Source organism: Galbibacter sp. L-19 (assembly GCF_056857615.1).
On the sequence record NZ_JBSXNL010000067.1, the window covers coordinates 294,175 to 311,863 of the forward strand.

Sequence of the window (17,689 nt, forward strand, 5' to 3'; positions counted from 1 at the left end):
AAACTTTATGTTAGACAGATTATTTTTAAAGAAACTTACAAAAAAAGGAATTTGGGCATATTGGATTATCCAATTGGTGCTAGATGTAATATTGGGAATTGTGCTTTTTGGGGTGTTGAATTACACATTGGATCAAGATAACCCAGGGAGAAACATCCTAATTGTAGGTGTTATTATAAGCTCCTTAATCTCAGGAGGAATTTGTTTGATATTTTGGAAAAAGCCTAAAGAGTTGGCAGAAGCTAATGGTTCTGTTAATTCAGAAGACTAATTAATTGTAAGCCTTTTTGACCCTATCTAGGTTTCGTTTGTTGTCTCGGTCTTTAATGGTTTCTCGCTTATCATAAAGTTTTTTACCTTTTGCTAAAGCTATTTGCATTTTAGCAAGACCTTTATCATTAACGAATAATCGTAAAGGAACGATGGTGTTTCCAGATACTTTTACCGCTTTATGCCACTTTTTTAGTTCTCGTTTATTAAGTAATAATTTACGAGCGCTTTTTGGTTGGTGGTTAAAATGTGTAGCGTGTGTATATTCTTCAACCGTCATATTAATTACAAAGAGTTCTCCTTTTTCGTTGAACTCACAAAAACTTTCAGCAATAGAAGCCCTGCTTTGACGAATCGATTTTATTTCAGTACCCGATAAAACAATACCAGCAATGTACTTGTCTAAAATCTCATATTCAAAACGAGCCTTTTTATTCTTTATGTTAACATTATTCTGCATAAGCGTCAAAAATAAGAACAATTATTGAATCGCAATATTTAATTCTTCTATTTTAAGATGGATTTATAAAGTAAGTCGTTTTTTTGTGTAATCAAAACAATATATTTGCGTCTTATTGAACTCGTTTATACTTTTTGTTTTAACCGAAAATAAACTGAAATTTATTTAGATGAGATGCTTTTTGAAAGGCATAGCATGGCTGCGTATAAGAAAAGTAGTTAGATATAAGTAAATTTCAGTCATTTTTTAGGAATTAAAAAAGGTATAAACGAGTTCATTTATAAAAAAATACAAGGATTAAAATGAATGTAAAACACTTTTCTTTAATTATTTTTATTACAGTTTTATGTGTTGCTTGCGCACAAAAAGAAGATGCTGCTAGTATTATTAATAAGACCATTCAAGCTTCTGGCATGAAGAATTTAAATAAGAAGCATGTTTCTTTTGATTTTAGAGATAAAAAATATGAATCCTATCATGATAACGGAAAATTTGAATTAAAAAGAATTATTCAGGATTCGGTTACTACCACAGATATTATTACTAATACCGGCTTTACTAGACTTATTAACGGAAAGGAAGTGGTGTTGGCAGATTCAACTAAAAACAAGTATAAAAACAGTGTAAACTCGGTGCATTACTTTGCGTATTTGCCTAATGGTTTGGATGGGCAAGCTGTTAATAAAAAATTGTTAGGAGAAGCGACTATTAAAGGGGTGTCTTACTTTAAAATTAAAGTGTGGTTTGATCAAGAAGGTGGCGGAGAAGACTTTGAAGATGTTTTTATATATTGGGTGAATAAAGAAACTTTTAAGACAGATTACCTAGCGTACGAGTACCATGTAAACGAAGGAGGAATGCGTTTCCGAGAGGCTTATAATAGGAGAGTCATTAAAGGAATCGACTTTGTGGATTACAATAATTATAAGCCAGTTTCTAAAGCTTCTAAATTGATTGAGTTAGACAGTCTTTTTGATGCTGGTAAATTAGAATTATTATCTAAAATAGAATTAGAGAACGTAACGGTTAAGGAGTAGTTTTATTAGGGTTCTGTAATTTTAGTTATTGTTGTCCGATAAAAGCAGACTGCGTTTATTGCATTCCACATACATCAAGGGTTAATAGAGGTTTTTAAAATAGCCCCCCCCTAATAAAAATGAATAAAAAAAGGAGTTTAGTATTGTTGTTTCTTTAAGCTACTCGTTTTGTAATAGCTAAGATTTAGTTTTTGTTCTTTTCTCTTACAGCGAAGCGGTCTTGTATTTTTACTCGGACATTAATGAGTTTTAATTATAAATTTAAGAGGCTGTCTTTTTAATTAATAGACAAAAGATTTACCGACACAACTTTTTGGTTAACTAGAGTTACAATATATAGGTTTCCATTATTAGTGTCTTCAATATCTTCATACCTATCTTCTTTTAAGAGCTTGTTTACTAATTTTGGAACCGTGTTGCTGTGCCCTACTACTAACACATTTTTATATCCTTTTTTGAATATTTCTAAGGTGTTTAAGTTTTCAGGCTCATATTTTAAGATGTCCAAATTATTGTTGTATGCTGTGGGAGAGGCTGTTTCTATTGTCCTAGTGTATTCTGTAGAGTATATGGCGTCAAAGGGTATGTTTTTTAAAACTTCACTCCATTTTTTTGCTCTAACCAAGCCTTTTTCTGTTAGTTCAGGATTCTTTTCATCTGGATTTTCTCTATTCTTTTCTGCATGCCTTATTAAGTAAAAAGTAGTAGTGGTGTTTTTAGTTTCGGGAGTGGAAGGGTTGCAGCTCCATAAAGCAATACTTAATAGTAACAGAAAAAAAGGTTTCATGTAGATAATATTTAGTGGTATTTAATTCTTCTTTCAAAAATAGCGTATTGCGCTTATTAAGCAATAAAAAACTTCTAGATATCCATTCTTATCTAATTTTCGACTTTAAATAGCTGTAAATAAGGGTTTTTTTGTGGGATCATTCTTTTTTTTATCACAATTCTTGCTTTAGTAGACTTAAAAAAATGTGCATTTCATCGAAAATATAGGTTTTTAAACGATTATTATTTTTTGTTTAATATATTTGATATATGCAAAATTGATAAAAAAGATAAGTTTTTGATTGAATTTGCATAAAAAAGGATTTTAGGAAATACCCAAATGTTTTAAAATCGACTACTTATGAAAAAAATAACTACTACAATCGCAATTATTTTTTTGCTGTTTACTTTAAACAGCTATGGTCAGAAAATCAATGCTCCTCAATTAGCTTTTGAATACGCTTGTTTAAATGATGCATTTAATACATTTGAAGCTACTTTTAGTTTCAATGAAAAACCTTTTGCTTCAGATAATAAGTTTTATATTGAATTGTCTGATAAAAATGGTTCGTTTTCAAATCCTACAATTCTAAAGACTGTAGAAGGAGAGAATTTTTCTTTTGAATTCAAAGAATCTTTTTCTCTTCCTGATGAAGTTTATGGCGAAGGCTATAAATTACGGTTAAGAGCAACGTCTCCAGCAATTGTTGGGGAAGCAACTCCAGCTTTTGATGCTTTCTTTGTTCCAAACGAAAACTTAATCTTAAACGATTATAAAGATATTAGTCTTTGTAGTACTTCTGGAGCTACAATTAAATTAAATAAAGATATTGCTAAGGAGTATATATGGTATAAAAATGGAGAGATTTTAAAAGTGTCTTCAGATAATTTTCTTACAGTTTCTGAGCCTGGTGAATATTACGCAGAGCCTTACTATGGAAATTGTACAGGGAGTTTGTATTCAAATTTAGTGATTGTAGGGAAAGGGGAGAATTTTGAAGTAGCTATTTTGGGAAATAAAAGCGTAGAGCCTTGTTCTAATTCTCCAATAGTTTTAGAAGCTTCTATTGACAATGAAAATTATATTTATACTTGGTATAAAAATGAAGAGAAAATAGGTGAGTTGCCAGCCTATACACCAAAAATAGAATTAAATAATGAAGCAGAAAATTTTGGTTCTTATAGAGTAGAAGTAACAAATGAGGGAGGGTGTACTTCTTCTTCAAGTGAGGTTAGTATTTTACAAAATAAATCAACAATAGTAGAAGTTACATCTCCTTTAAACGCAGTGATTATTGGTGATAATACGGCAACCTTATCTATTAAAACAAATAATAAGGGGGCAGAAATTTTATGGTATAAAGATGGACAACCATTAAAAAACAGCTATAATAACGCCACATTAATTGTAGATAAAGAAGGGGAGTATTATGCAGAAGTTTCTTCTGGTAATGATTGTGAAGGGAATATTAAGTCGCCTAGTTTTAAAATTTTCGAGCCAATTTCTTTTGCTGCGGAAATTAAACCAACCAGTGCTTATGATGCATGTATAACAACTGCTAGCAATCTTGCTATTACAAGTTTAAAAGGAACCTTGAATAACGGGGATGAGATTACTATTCAGCAAGATTTTTTCCATAACTTCAATCTAAAGTGGTTAAAAGATGGTGCTTATTTAAAAACTACAAACACTTCTTTTCCAGTTACATATAAAGATAATGGAGTTTATAAATTAGAAGTTACTTATAAAGGTAAAACTTTCGAATCTAATGCTCAGGAAATAATTTTAGGTTTACCAGATGTTACTTTAAATACAGAAAAAGAGATTACATGTAGTGAACCACAAGGAATTATATCGGCTACAAAAATTGAAGGCGCTACTTATAACTGGTATAATAACGAAAACTTGGTTGCTTCAGGATTAGAGAATACACTTACAACAACTCATGTAGGGGATTTTAAAGTAGAAGTTAGTTTTGGAGGGTGTGCAATTACTTCAAAATCTATATCCTTAAATAGAAATACAGAAGACTTAGTAGAGGTTTATCCAGGGGAAAAAATTACAATTTCTCCAGATAGAATAGTAGAGGCAAATGCTACTGGAGGAGAAAGTTATGAATGGATTGATGCTGAGGGAAATATCTTAAGTAAAACAGCAACATTTTCTATTGCAGAAGAAGGAATTTATACTTTGTATGCTAAAATTGGCGAATGTGTTATTGAGAAAACTGTAGAGGTTATTTCTAATGATGTAGTTGAAATTCCGAATGTAATTAGCCCAAATGATGATTCGGTAAACGATAAATGGACACTTCCACAAAAATTTATTAACGACCCAGAGGTAGAGGTTGTTATATGCGACTCCTATGGGTCAACTGTCTTAAAAACAAATAAATACGATAATAATTGGCCTGATACTTCATTAAATAAAACTACAGAAACTCCAGTTTTCTATTACTTTGTTAACAAAAAAGGTAAGAATATTAAAAAAGGTTCTATTACATTAGTGAACTGAAACTAGAATTAACCCCAAATTAGTTTAGTTCTGTATGATTAAAAGATACCTGCTTACTATCGGTTTGCTCTTAGCATCCTACGTGCTATTTTCTCAGGTAGAAAATACGAGCGCTATTGTAGATTGGAGACAGCACAACCTAACCAAATACAACAAATTTTTGGTGAATCCTACGTATAGTTTTGTGCGAAACGACACCAAGGCTGTGAGCTTTTGGAGTCGGATTCAATGGACGGGTATTGAAAACTCTCCACAAACCTATTTATTAAGTTATTCTGGAAAAGTAAGTGAGAATTCTGGTGCTGGGTTAGGGCTTTATCAGCAAAATTTAGGACTTCTGGTAGATTCTGGATTAATACTTAACTATGCTTATGGCGTTAAGTTTACAGATAATATTACGTTAAGTGTTGGGATGAATACTACACTTTTTAGACGTGGATTAAACAAAGGAGCAATTAGTTCTACAGAGCCAGACCCTGTTGTTTTAGAAAATCAAGACGATTTTTTAATGTTGGTTATGCCTGGGATTAATCTTTCGGTTAATAGTTTTGATATCGGAATTTATGCTGAAAATATCTTTGATTATAACTTCAACGATTCTAATACCATAACCGATTTTTCTGATAAAATATTTTCAGGTCAATTGGGGTATACTAAAACTTTTGATGATGCTGTAGGTTTTATGGAGGATGCAAAATGGCGAAACTTAGTGTATGGAAAAACACAACCTAATGACGATTTTCAATTTGGATTTAACTCAACAATAGATCTTCCGTATACTGGTTGGTTTCAAGCGGGTTATAATACTACTTTTGGAGTTTCTGGAGGAATAGGAGTTAAAATAGGAGATGGTATTAGTATTGGTGTGGTATATGAAACAGGAACCAGTAAAACTAATAATTCTTTCGGAGGAACTTATGAAGCAATTGCGTCGATTGAATTGGGACCTAGAAAAATGCGTAAGAATCCAGCTCCAAGCGGAGGAAAAGCAGTAACTTCTAAAAATATAAATGAAGAAGATTATATTTCTTCAGAAGAAATAAAAAGGCGCAGAGAAGAGGATGCCAATAGAATAATTAATGATAGTGTAGAAGAAAAAGTAACGGAAACAGCAAAACCTTCAACAGATGCTACTTCAAAATATGCTTTATATGGAGGAGAAGCTACTGCTAAAAGTACTTCGGGTAAATCAGCTAAGGAAAAATCGACTACTAGTTCTGTAGACAAAATAGAGAATACAGGAGTAAAGTCAGCAGAAAAAACCGAAGAAGTTGTAGGAATAAGCGCTAGTGATAAAACGTTAGCTAAGCAAGAAAATTCTAATGCAAATTCAGAAAAACCTTCTGCAGAAATAGTTGTTGCAGATAAAAAATCTTCAGAAAAAATTGAAAAAGAAGTGTCTACTGAAAAAGCTACAGTAACTGGTTATGCTGTATATGGAGGAAATCAGAAAGATGATCTTTCAGGAGAAAACTCAGTAGAAGTAGCTAGAAAACAAACCGAAGTTACAGAAAATGAAACTGTAAAAGTATATGAAGCAGATGCAGAAGATTATGCTAAGGCAGCGCAGGAAGAGTTTAATAGTAAGATAAATTCTAAAGAAGAAGAAAGTAAATTAGCTCAAACTTCTGAAATAAATAATGAAATTTCGGAAAATGTAGCGGTAAAACAACAAACTGAAGCCGAGAAAATAGAGGCAGAATATCAGGAGTTTTTAAGAAGGAGTGATTCTGTGGCAAATACAATAGACACTAAATCTATTGATTCTACAGCAATTACATCGGAAGTTTTTGGAAAAGATGTAAGTTATAAAACTATAAATAGTGCACCAGGAATTGAAAAGGGATTCTATTTAGTGGTTAATGTTTTTTCTCAAGAACATTATTTTAATGACTTTATTGAAAAGTTAAAAACTAATGGATTTGAACCAAAATTCTTTTTAAATCCAGAAAATAATTATTACTATGTATATTTGTATAAAGCAAATCGCTATCTTACGATAAAAAGTTTGCAGCGAAATAATATCAACGGTACTTATTTTGAAGATAAATGGGTACTATGGGTTAAGTAAAAGCCTTTCATAATAGATAGATAGATAGATTTAAAACTGTTAGGCTTGGCTCCTTTTGAAAAAAAGGAGCCTTTTCCATTTTATAAGATAAAGTTTACTAACTATTCTATAGAGTGTATTATTTAGATAGTGATTCCGTTTAGGACAACAGTTTCTATATTAGTATTGCCAAAATCATAAGGTAAGTATCCGTAGGAAGGAATTTCTTTAGTAATTATAAAGTTTGCTTTTTTTCCTTTGGTAATACTTCCATGAGTTTTTGAAAGTCCCATAGCATAGGCACCATTAATGGTAGCTGCATTTATAGCTTCTTCTGGAGTAATTCTCATTTTAATACATGCTGTGGCTACTACTAAATTCATATTTCCACTAGGCGAAGAACCCGGATTATAGTCGGTTGCAAGCGCAAATGGGAGTCCGCTATCAATCATTTTTCTTGCAGGCGCATAAGGAATACTCAAAAAATAAGAGCACAGAGGTAACCCAACTGGCATGGTTTCCGTGTTTTTTAGGGCTTCAATATCTTCCTCTTTCATAACTTCCAAATGGTCTACACTTAAAGCGTTGAGTTTAACAGAAGCTTTAATCCCTCCAATAGCATTAAACTGATTTACATGAACTTTCGGGATTAGATGATACTCTTTTGAAGCTTCCAGAATAGCTTCCATATCTGCTACAGAAAAATAACCTTCTTCACAAAAAACATCAATATATTCTGCTAAATTAGCTTTTGCTACCTCTGGAAGAATCTCATTAATAATCTTATCAATATAAGCTTGCTTATTATTTTTATATTCCGAAGGTACAGCATGAGCCCCTAAAAAAGTACTTTTTATAGCTATATTATAATTCTGTTTGAGTAGCTCAATAACCTTTAGCATTTTTAGTTCGGCTTCAACTGTTAGACCATAGCCGCTTTTAATTTCTATAGCCCCAGTTCCCATTTTCATAACAGTTTCTAGTCGCTTACAAGATTGCTCATAAAGTTCTTCTTCGGAAGTTTCTTGCAGTGTTTTAGCCGAATTTAAAATACCGCCACCTTTATTGGCAATTTCCTCATAGGTGAGTCCGTTAATACGGTCTACAAATTCTTGTTCCCTATTTCCGGCATATATAAGATGTGTATGACTATCGCACCAAGAAGGGAGAATTATCCTACCAGTTACATCAATGGTCTTATCCACAGCATCGATAGATAAAGTTTCCATCGGACCAAAATCTTTTATTAAATCATCTTCAATAAGTAAGAAAGCATTTTTTATAGTGGGAAGTTTACTCATCTCTTTCCCGCTAATTTTATAGGTATTTTCTTCTCTAACCTGTAATAATTCTTTTATATTTATGTATAATATTCTCATAATATCGATTTGAGCGTTAAAGGTATTAAAACATTTAGGATTGCACTTTTATATAGCTTAATTTTGATGTATAATTTATAGATAGTTTCCCTCGCTATTGATAGAAACCATAAAATATTGGTATGAAATGCCTATTAACAAATTTGGAAACCAATTAATATGATAGTTAAGGGCATTACATCTGACCATTGAAAAACAATAAAAATTAGCAGATGAATAAAGGTATTTATATTGCAACTTTAGAGTCGGATAGTGGAAAATCTTTAGTTACACTAGGTCTAATGCGTACGTTATTAGGAAAAACAGCTAAAGTTGGTTATTTCAGACCTATAATTAATGAAGATAAAAAAGGAGGGAAAGACAATCATATCTCTACAGTACTTTCCTATTTTGATGTTGATTTATCTTATGAAGAAGCATTTGCTTATACTAGAAATGAGGTTATACAGAAGCGAAATACTGGAAAATCGGGAGAGATAATTGATACTATAATACAGAAATACAAGCGTTTAGAAGAGCGTTTTGATTTTATTTTGGTAGAAGGCTCTGATTTTTCTGGTGAAGGAAGTGTTTTTGAATTTGATGTTAATGTATTAATAGCAAAAAATTTGGGTCTCCCAGCTATATTAGTAGCCAGTGGAGTGAACAAAACAAAAGAAGATTTAGCGGGAAGTTTACAATTGGCATATCATTCATTTGTAAATAAAGACGTGAATGTGATGGCGTTGATTGCTAACAAAATTAGTCCTGATAATCTTACAATAGCAAAACAAATTTTACAAGAATTTTTACCAGATGAAGTAGAAGTTTTTGCGATTCCTAGAATTGAAACTTTGGCACATCCAACCATTAAAGAAATAGTTGAAGAACTAGATGGAAAAGTGCTATTTGGAGATGAATTTTTAGACAATCAAACAGGAAGTTTTGGAGTTGGAGCAATGCAGCTTCGAAATTATATTACCAAATTAAAACAAAATAGTTTAGTAATAACCCCAGGAGACCGTGCGGATATTATTTTAGGAGCTTTACAAGCCAATATTTCTAGTAATTACCCACGTATTTCGGGAATTATATTAACAGGAGGTTTGATTCCTGAAGAACCCATATTAAAATTAATAGATGGTTTGTCTCAAGTAGTTCCTATTGTATCTGTAGAAGGAGGGACTTTTAGTGTTACCAATCAGGTAGGGAGTATTAAATCTAATATTTATGCCGATAGCATTCCGAAGATAGAAACATCTATTAGTACTTTTGAAAAGTATGTGTCTATTGATACGCTTGCAGAACGACTTATTAGTTTTAAGCCCAAAGGAATTACACCAAGAATGTTTCAATACGGACTCATAACAAAAGCGCGTCAGCAGAAAAAAAGAATAGTTCTTCCCGAAGGAATAGACGACCGAGTTTTAAATGCTACAGCACGTTTATTAGCAATTGATATTGTGGATATAACACTGTTGGGCGACCGAGAAAAAATAATAAATAAAATAACTACGCTCGGAATAGAAATAAATATTGATAAAATAGAAATAATAGACCCAATTAAATCGGAATACTTTGATGATTATGCAGAGACTTTCTATGAGCTTCGGAAGCATAAAAATGTAAATATGGATATTGCTCGCGATTGGATGACAGATGTTTCTTATTACGGAACCATGATGATATATAAAGGTCATGCCGACGGAATGGTTTCTGGAGCAGTACATACCACACAACATACAATTAGACCGGCTTTACAATTTATAAAAACAAAACCAGGCGTATCTGTGGTGTCTTCCATATTTTTTATGTGTTTAGAAGACCGTGTTTCTATTTTTGGCGATTGTGCTATTAATCCAAATCCTACTGCGGAGGAGCTTGTAGAAATAGCCATATCATCTGCAGATAGTAGTAAAGCGTTTGGAATAGCACCTAAAATTGCGATGTTATCTTATTCTTCTGGAACTTCGGGGAAAGGAGCAGATGTAGATAGAGTGCGTCAAGCTACAGAAATGATAAAGAAAAAGCGCCCTGATTTAAAAGTGGAAGGGCCAATCCAATATGATGCTGCTGTAGATATTACTGTAGGAAAGAGTAAGTTACCAGACTCTGAAGTGGCTGGACAAGCAAGTGTGCTAATTTTTCCAGATTTAAATACAGGAAACAATACCTACAAGGCGGTGCAAAGAGAAACAGGCGCATTGGCAATAGGACCGATGTTGCAAGGTTTAAATAAACCAGTAAACGATTTGAGTCGTGGTTGTACGGTAGATGATATTTTTAATACAGTTATTATTACCGCTATTCAAGCACAAGGAATATAATTCCTAATAGTATGTTATGTTTTATACTAAAAATTTGGTCTATGAAATATTAATTAAAATTGAAATGGATTTGTAACTAATTCGTTACATTTGTTGATGTGAGGAAAATTGATATAACTGAAGAGTGTCTAGAATTTATAGATAATCAAAGTGAGAGAGTGTCACTTAAATTCTTTCAACTCCTTGAAGTTATAGGGGAGGTGAGAGTAGTAAATACAAATTTTCTTAAGAAACTACAATCGACACAATTTTATGAATTACGAATTAAAACGGCTAATGAAATTAGAATTGTGATTTTTGCGATTGATCATTTAAATTTTGCAGAATGCACTAAAGCTGTGTGTCTTTGTGGGTTTCAGAAAAAATCCAAAAAAGACTATATAAAAGCGGTTAAATTAGCCGAAAAGATATTAGAAGATTATTTAAAATAAAAGCAATTATGGGGAAGTCAATAAATGTAAAAGATTTAATTGCCGATAGATACGGAAAAGAGGGGACAAAAGAGCGTGAAAAATTTAGAGAAGATGCTTTTTCCTATTATTTTGGTGAAATTATTAAAAATAGAAGAAAGGAACTTCATATGAGCCAAGAGAATTTAGCTGAAAAAGTCGGAAAAAAAAGGCCTTATATATCAAGGATTGAAAACGGAGAAGATATACGTTTGTCCAATTTTGCTTTACTAGCTAATGCTTTGGGGATATCAATTGAATTAAAGACTGAATAGAAGTACGGAAATCTAGCATTGGTTTTAAAAAATAACGTTTAGATGTTTAATTTAAAAGAAAATAAATAAAGGTTTAGTCTATGTTAAATAGAAAGGTTGTTTGTGTGTAATACCAATAACTGTTCGTAGTCTAAAACAATTTAAGATGGAATTCCATCTTTACAATAATTAAAATAGAGATGAAAAAAATATTAGTTATCAATTCAGGAAGTTCTTCAATAAAATTTCAACTTATAAAAATGCCCGGTGAGATTGTTGTAGCTTCTGGATTAGTTGAAGCAATTGGACTTGATAATGCAGCGCTTCACTATAAATCTAAAAAGATGAATTTCTTTGAAATAATGCCTATTGAAAACCATGAAGTTGGTTTGAAAAAAGTAGCAGCATTACTTTTGGATGAAGAAAAAGGAGCTATAAAAAGTATTGAAGATATTGATGCTATTGGACATAGAGTAGTTCATGGCGGAAAAGATTTTTCGGATACTATTGTAATTGATGCTGAAGTAAAAAAGACAATAAAACGTTTGTTTTCTTTAGCGCCACTTCATAATCCGCATAATTACACTGGAATTGAAGTTGCAGAAGAAGTATTTCCTGGCACTACACAAATAGCTGCTTTTGATACAGCATTTCATCAAACTTTACCAGAAAAAGCATATCGTTATGCAATTCCTAATAAATTGTTAGACGAGAATTACATCCGTGTGTATGGTTTTCATGGAACAAGTCATAAATACGTAGCAGAGAAAGCTAAGGATTTTATCAGTAAAAAGAAATCAAAATTAATTACTGTTCACTTAGGAAATGGTTGTAGTATAACGGCTGTTAAAAATGGAAAAAGTGTAGATCACTCTATGGGATTTGCCCCTGTAAATGGACTTGTTATGGGGACTCGAAGTGGAGATATAGATCAAGCAATTATTTTTTATATGGTCAATACCCTCGGGTATTCTTTAGATGAAGTTAGTGAAGTACTCCATAAGAAAAGTGGGATGTTGGGCTTAACAGGTTATAGCGATTTACGAATTATTGAAGAAAAAGCAGCAGAAGGAAATAGAGAATGCCAACTTGCTTTAGAAATGAATGCTTACCGAATTAAAAAATATATTGGGGCTTATGCAGCGGTATTAAATGGAGTAGATGCTATTGTTTTTACTGCGGGAGTAGGAGAGAATAGTAGCGTTTTAAGAAAGCTTATTTGTGATGATATGAGTTATTTAGGAATAGAACTAGAAGATTATAAAAACAATGTTCGTTCTTCTGAAAATAGAATTATTAGTAAAGAAACTTCAAAAGTATTGGTGTTGGTAATTCCAACTCAAGAGGAACTAGAAATAGCGAAAGACACCTATAGATTAATAAATTGATATATAGAATCCTTTATTGAGGGTTTTTTCCCCAGAGTCAGTTCTGAGTATATCAAAGTGTTCTACGTCGAAGTGGATTAAATTATTTTCCTTTGAACACCTCGTAGGCTTGCCTCGAGGTAGTTGATTTAACTTAGTAAAAAAAATCCCTCGTTAAATAAATAACGAGGGATTTTTAGTTATTTTAAAATCCACATTTCTCCATTTATAGTATCTCCATTTGGGAATTGCCTATTAATAGCCGAATTTAAGTTCTCCCCGTTATTGGTGGCTTCATTGGCAGGATACATCCATCGTTTAGGAATGTTTCCACTGTTTAGAATTCCAGTTCCATCGGTATTAAATTCTGGAAAGCCAGTTCTTCTTTGTTCAAAAAATGACTGCCAACCTGTATTTAAATACATAGCTATATGCTTTTGAGTTAGAATAGCTTTAATTTCATTTCCTGTGCTTAGTTCAATTTTTGGATTGTTTAGATATGCATCAGTCTCAGAAATGTTGTAGAAGTTAAGTGAGGCTTGAATACCATTTTTGTAATGCGTTTCTGCATTAGAATTTATCCAGTTTCTAACGGTAGCTTCTGCTAATATAAATTCTACTTCAGCATAACTTATTAATAAACTTGGCTCATTTTCAGGATCGTTAAAATACCTAGGGTGAACTCTAGAAGCTTCTCCATTTACAGCTTTAGAAACGTTTGTATTTAAATCTCCACTTCCATAAAGACCTCCATAAGCATTAAAATCATCATCTGGAAGATTATTTCCATTTGGTTTTTTTTCAGCAAAAGTAAAGAGTCTCGGATCTTGAAAGTCTTGCAAACGTTCTACAAAACTTTCCTCTAAATAATAGGCCGTTTGTAAATCATTATTATTTTGAAGAGGATATCTATTGTCTTGAATATTATAGAAATGTAGCGCCCCATTATCGTCATTGGATTCGAATATTGGATATTTTGAAGGATTAGTAAAGACTTCATTAAATCTATTTTTAATATTCAGTTCTGCTACATTTTCTTTTTTAGATAAATTCATCAAAATCCTTAAATAATAAGAATTGATAAGTTTTCTCCATTTTAATTTATCTCCATCATAAATAACATCTCCTAAAATAGTTTCATCATTTGCTATTAATTGGTCTGATGCGCTTTTAAGGTCGTTTAAGACTTTTATGTAGATAGATTTTTGTGTGTCATAAGCAGGGGTGTAATTTCCTTCAGAAGCATTAATTGCTTCCAAATAAGGAACATCTCCAAATGTTTCAGTGAGTGAAACAATAAAGTAAGAATTAAAGAATTTAGCTAAAATTTGATAGACTTCTATCTCCGTTCTTTTAGCTTCTTCAATCATTTTACTCACTTGCTTTAAATCGTCATAAGTGCTATAATCAGATCTTTGCCAATTATAATATTGATTAGAATTAACCCCATTAGTATTAGTAAGATAACGAGATGCGAGACCAGCGCTTAGACTGATATTATTAAAAGCCGAAACCTCTACATTGGTTAGTATTAATTCCGGACTAACCGCTGTTGCTCTGTTTTCATCATCTTGTAAATCTTCAGTTTTACTACAACTTAACACTAGAAAAGCTAGTAGGATGTATAGACTATGTTTAATATTTTTCATGTGTTTATTTTTTTTGTCATATGGAACATCCAAATAATTACTCCACTGTGTGTTTATAATTAAATTTGGATGTATCCTCTTATTTAAAATTTTGCATTGATGTTAAATCCGATATTTCTTGTAGAGGGAGCCTGTAAATTGTCAGTTCCAGAATCTGGATCTACATTTGGAATATCGGAAGAGAGCCATAAGTTTCTTCCTACAAGCGAAAGACTTAAATCGGTAAATGGAGATTTATCCAATATGGTTTTTCCAAAATTATAGGTTAATGTAACCTCTCTTAGTTTTATAAAGGTTTCCTTATAATAATGGTAGTTTTTATTTTGCCCATTACTGGTTGTTTGCATAAAATTTATATAGTTAACAGGAACATCATTTGGAGCATAAGTACGGGTATCGTTAATAATATTACCGTTTACATCATAGGTAGCTTCTCCACTTACCACTTTAACGCCAGTACCTATGTAAGTGCTTTCTCCATTATTAGCAGCATCTCGAAATTGATTAACGGTCCCTGGAGACGTACCTCCCCACCACATTTTTTGATTGGTTGTAGAATACATTAAGCCACCAATACGCCCATCAAATAAAAATGAAAGATTGAAGTTTTTATAACGTAAGTTGTTAGAGATACCATACGTCCAATCTGGTTCGTCATACCCAATATAGCGATTGTAAGGATCTGCAACTGGGTATCCATTTTCAAAAATAACTTCTCCGTTTTCATTAGTTTGATAAACAGAAGCGTAAATTTCATCGGTACGATCTCCTACATTAATAAAATTCTCTGTTTGCTCTTTTCCACCGTATATTTCTTCTTGGTATCTTCTATACTGACTCAAATTGATTTGCGTGTCCCATTTAAAATTATCGTTTCTAACAGGTGCAAAGTCTAGTGTAAATTCAACTCCTTTTCTTTTGTATACATCGCCATTTAATAATAAACTGTTGTATCCTGAAGTTTCAGAAATAGGACTGTAAATTAAGTTGTTGTAATCTCTAGATTGATAGTATGCAAAATCAAAACCAATACGGTTGTTAAAAAATCGTAAGTAAGTTCCAATTTCCCAAGCATCGGAAGTTTCAGGTTTTAAATTCTGATCTAAAAGAGAACTTCCAAAATATGTAGAAGGAGTTCCGTTCCAACTTGTTCCTTTTTCATAAGCTTGAATATGACTATATGGGTTATTCTCGTCAATTTTTCCTTCAGAAACTCTTGACCAAGATCCTCTTAGTTTAGCAAATGATGTCCATGTTGGTAAGTCAAATAAACTAGATAATACTACAGAACCTGAAATTGAAGGATAAAAGAAAGAATTGTTGTTTTCTGGTAAGGTGGAAACTTTATCATTTCTTCCGGTAAAGGTTAAGTAAAAGGCATTATAAAATTCAACATCTACAAAACCGTAAAAACTATGAATTGTTTCTTTCTCTACTATATTTTCTCCAAATAGGGTAGAACCAGAATTATTATCTAAATTATAAAATCCAGGGATGTTTAATCCATCGGTAGCAGATTGATGAAAAGAGTAGTTTCTATAATAATTAGAATATGCTACTTCCGCATTAATAGAAATATCTTCTGTAAGATCATTAGTGTATTTAAAACCTAAATCGCTTGTTATGTCAAAATAATTGGTGTCTTGTAAAGAAAAATTCCCTCTCGACTTGTCTCCATAACCAATATAACTTTTAGGCTCTTTATAAGTTCTGTACAAGCTATAAACATTTACTCCACTTCTCCCTTTAAAACTTAAATTTGAAGTGATTTTATATTCAAAATTTGCATTTCCAAAGATGTTATCTTTATTATAACCTCTTAAATATTCGTAAGCTTGAAAATAAGGGTTGTTGTAATAAGAAACATTAAAGTGTCTTTGTTGGTAACCTTCTTCACCTTCTCTCCAGTAGTTTCTTAAGTTGTTTACATCTACATCAGTTCCAGTCCATAAGATGAGGTTGTATAAATAATTTGTAGGACCGTAACCAACTTCTGGAAAGTTGTTTGTGTATTGTTTATTGTATGTTAGCGAAGAATTAATGCTAAACTTTTCTGAAGGATTTAAAGAACCGCCTACTGTAAAAGATGTGTTTTTTAGGTCGGTATTTGGTACAATTCCTTTTTGATATACATTAGCAATAGACATTCTATAGCTAGCTTTATCGCTTCCCCAATCTACGCTTATATTATTTGACTGAATCAATCCTGTTCTAAAGAAGTTTTCAATATTATCTTTACCTCTAGAGATAAAAGGTAAGGGAACAAGTTCTCCAGTTTCTGGATTTACCGGACTATTATACTGAGGGGTTTCAAAGTACCCACTAGGAGTTGTTGGGTCTAGTTGATCTAATTTTGGACCCCAAATCCAACCGCCACCTTCTGTTCCAGAACCACTCCCGTTTACATAGGCATAACTTCCTTGGTTTCCGTTTCCGTAAGTAGTTTGCACTTCTGGAACTTTAATAAACGAAGGTTGAAACATGGTTGAGTTATTTGCAGTAACAGTAAATCTTCCTTTTTTGCCTTTTTTTGTGGTAATCATTATAGCTCCATTTCTACCAACAGACCCATATAATGCAGAAGCTGTAGCTCCTTTTAAAACACTAATATTTTCAATATCGTCTGCGTTTACCTTCCATATATCTGTAGTTCTATCTGGAATTCCATCAATAACTATTAACGGACTAGCGCCTCTCAAGTTTATTTCTGGATTTTGAAACAAATCGGTTGAATTTTTAACTGTTAAACCAGCTACTTTTCCAGAAAGCGAATTAACAAAGTTAGGTTCTTTAGCTTTTTCTAAGCTTTCGCCATCCACCTCTTGAACAGCATATCCTAAGGCTTTCTTTTCCTTTTTAATCCCTAAAGCTGTAACAACTACTTCGCTTAATTGTTCTGTGTTTTCTTGTAGAACTATATTTATGGTTGTTTGATTTTCTACAGGGACATTTTGAACTATAAACCCGATATAAGAAAATACTAGGATATCTGTACTATTGGCTTCAATTTCATAATTTCCATCAAAGTCTGTAACAGTTCCTTTTGGAGTGTCTAGAATACTAACACTTACCCCTCCTAAAGGAACATTGTTAGTATCTGTAATGGTTCCGCTAATTATTTCTTGAGAAAACCCAAGGGTGGTTAGTAAACCAAAAATTAATAAAGTAATTGTTTTTTTCATTTT

13 protein-coding genes are annotated in these 17,689 nt (G+C 32.2%); 8 read left to right on the plus strand and 5 right to left on the minus strand.

Annotation, left to right across the window (positions count from 1 at the left end; genetic code table 11):
- Positions 1–7: 7 nt before the first annotated feature.
- The gene (locus AC13CQ_RS14625) at positions 8–271 is read left to right on the plus strand and encodes a hypothetical protein (RefSeq protein ID WP_008614635.1); all 264 of its coding nucleotides are present in this window, start codon (positions 8–10) and stop codon (positions 269–271) included.
- Here AC13CQ_RS14625 and smpB read toward each other — a convergent pair whose 3' ends face one another.
- Entirely contained in the window at positions 272–730 is a 459-nt protein-coding gene (gene smpB / locus AC13CQ_RS14630) for an SsrA-binding protein SmpB (protein WP_335589093.1), read from the minus strand. It abuts the gene before it with no gap.
- A gap of 302 nt (positions 731–1,032) precedes the next feature.
- On the opposite strand from smpB, the gene AC13CQ_RS14635 reads away from it, so the two are divergent.
- Positions 1,033–1,767 carry a DUF6503 family protein gene (locus AC13CQ_RS14635; protein ID WP_335589094.1) on the plus strand — a complete coding sequence of 245 codons (735 nt, stop codon included), beginning with the start codon at positions 1,033–1,035 and terminating at the stop codon, positions 1,765–1,767.
- 277 nt (positions 1,768–2,044) lie between these two features.
- Here the strand turns inward: AC13CQ_RS14635 and AC13CQ_RS14640 are convergent, their stop codons facing one another.
- Positions 2,045–2,554, minus strand: coding sequence for a phosphoglycerate mutase family protein (locus tag AC13CQ_RS14640; RefSeq protein WP_008614638.1), 510 nt, complete (start codon positions 2,552–2,554; stop codon positions 2,045–2,047).
- A gap of 342 nt (positions 2,555–2,896) precedes the next feature.
- Here AC13CQ_RS14640 and AC13CQ_RS14645 point away from each other — a divergent pair, with 342 nt between their 5' ends.
- Entirely contained in the window at positions 2,897–5,050 is a 2,154-nt protein-coding gene (locus AC13CQ_RS14645; RefSeq protein WP_474506605.1) for a T9SS type B sorting domain-containing protein, read from the plus strand.
- A gap of 34 nt (positions 5,051–5,084) precedes the next feature.
- Positions 5,085–7,121: a PorP/SprF family type IX secretion system membrane protein gene (locus AC13CQ_RS14650; protein ID WP_474506604.1), complete on the plus strand. Its 2,037-nt coding sequence runs from the start codon at positions 5,085–5,087 to the stop codon at positions 7,119–7,121.
- Between the two features lie 122 nt (positions 7,122–7,243).
- Here the strand turns inward: AC13CQ_RS14650 and hutI are convergent, their stop codons facing one another.
- Positions 7,244–8,479 carry an imidazolonepropionase gene (gene hutI / locus AC13CQ_RS14655; protein WP_474507681.1) on the minus strand — a complete coding sequence of 412 codons (1,236 nt, stop codon included), beginning with the start codon at positions 8,477–8,479 and terminating at the stop codon, positions 7,244–7,246.
- Positions 8,480–8,691: 212 nt separating this feature from the next.
- Between hutI and pta the strand changes: the two genes are divergently transcribed.
- From pta to AC13CQ_RS14675, 4 genes are all read left to right on the plus strand, one after another.
- The gene (gene pta, locus AC13CQ_RS14660) at positions 8,692–10,785 is read left to right on the plus strand and encodes a phosphate acetyltransferase (protein WP_474506602.1); all 2,094 of its coding nucleotides are present in this window, start codon (positions 8,692–8,694) and stop codon (positions 10,783–10,785) included.
- A 98-nt stretch (positions 10,786–10,883) separates the two neighbouring features.
- Positions 10,884–11,216, plus strand: a complete 333-nt coding sequence (locus AC13CQ_RS14665) for a type II toxin-antitoxin system RelE/ParE family toxin (protein ID WP_474506601.1) — start codon at positions 10,884–10,886, stop codon at positions 11,214–11,216.
- An 8-nt stretch (positions 11,217–11,224) separates the two neighbouring features.
- Positions 11,225–11,509 carry a helix-turn-helix domain-containing protein gene (locus AC13CQ_RS14670; protein WP_474506600.1) on the plus strand — a complete coding sequence of 95 codons (285 nt, stop codon included), beginning with the start codon at positions 11,225–11,227 and terminating at the stop codon, positions 11,507–11,509.
- Positions 11,510–11,688: 179 nt separating this feature from the next.
- The gene (locus AC13CQ_RS14675; RefSeq protein WP_008614645.1) at positions 11,689–12,876 is read left to right on the plus strand and encodes an acetate/propionate family kinase; all 1,188 of its coding nucleotides are present in this window, start codon (positions 11,689–11,691) and stop codon (positions 12,874–12,876) included.
- Between the two features lie 179 nt (positions 12,877–13,055).
- Here the strand turns inward: AC13CQ_RS14675 and AC13CQ_RS14680 are convergent, their stop codons facing one another.
- Positions 13,056–14,504, minus strand: coding sequence for a SusD/RagB family nutrient-binding outer membrane lipoprotein (locus AC13CQ_RS14680; protein WP_474506599.1), 1,449 nt, complete (start codon positions 14,502–14,504; stop codon positions 13,056–13,058).
- A gap of 83 nt (positions 14,505–14,587) precedes the next feature.
- Positions 14,588–17,686 carry a SusC/RagA family TonB-linked outer membrane protein gene (locus AC13CQ_RS14685; protein WP_474506598.1) on the minus strand — a complete coding sequence of 1,033 codons (3,099 nt, stop codon included), beginning with the start codon at positions 17,684–17,686 and terminating at the stop codon, positions 14,588–14,590.
- Positions 17,687–17,689: the final 3 nt, after the last annotated feature.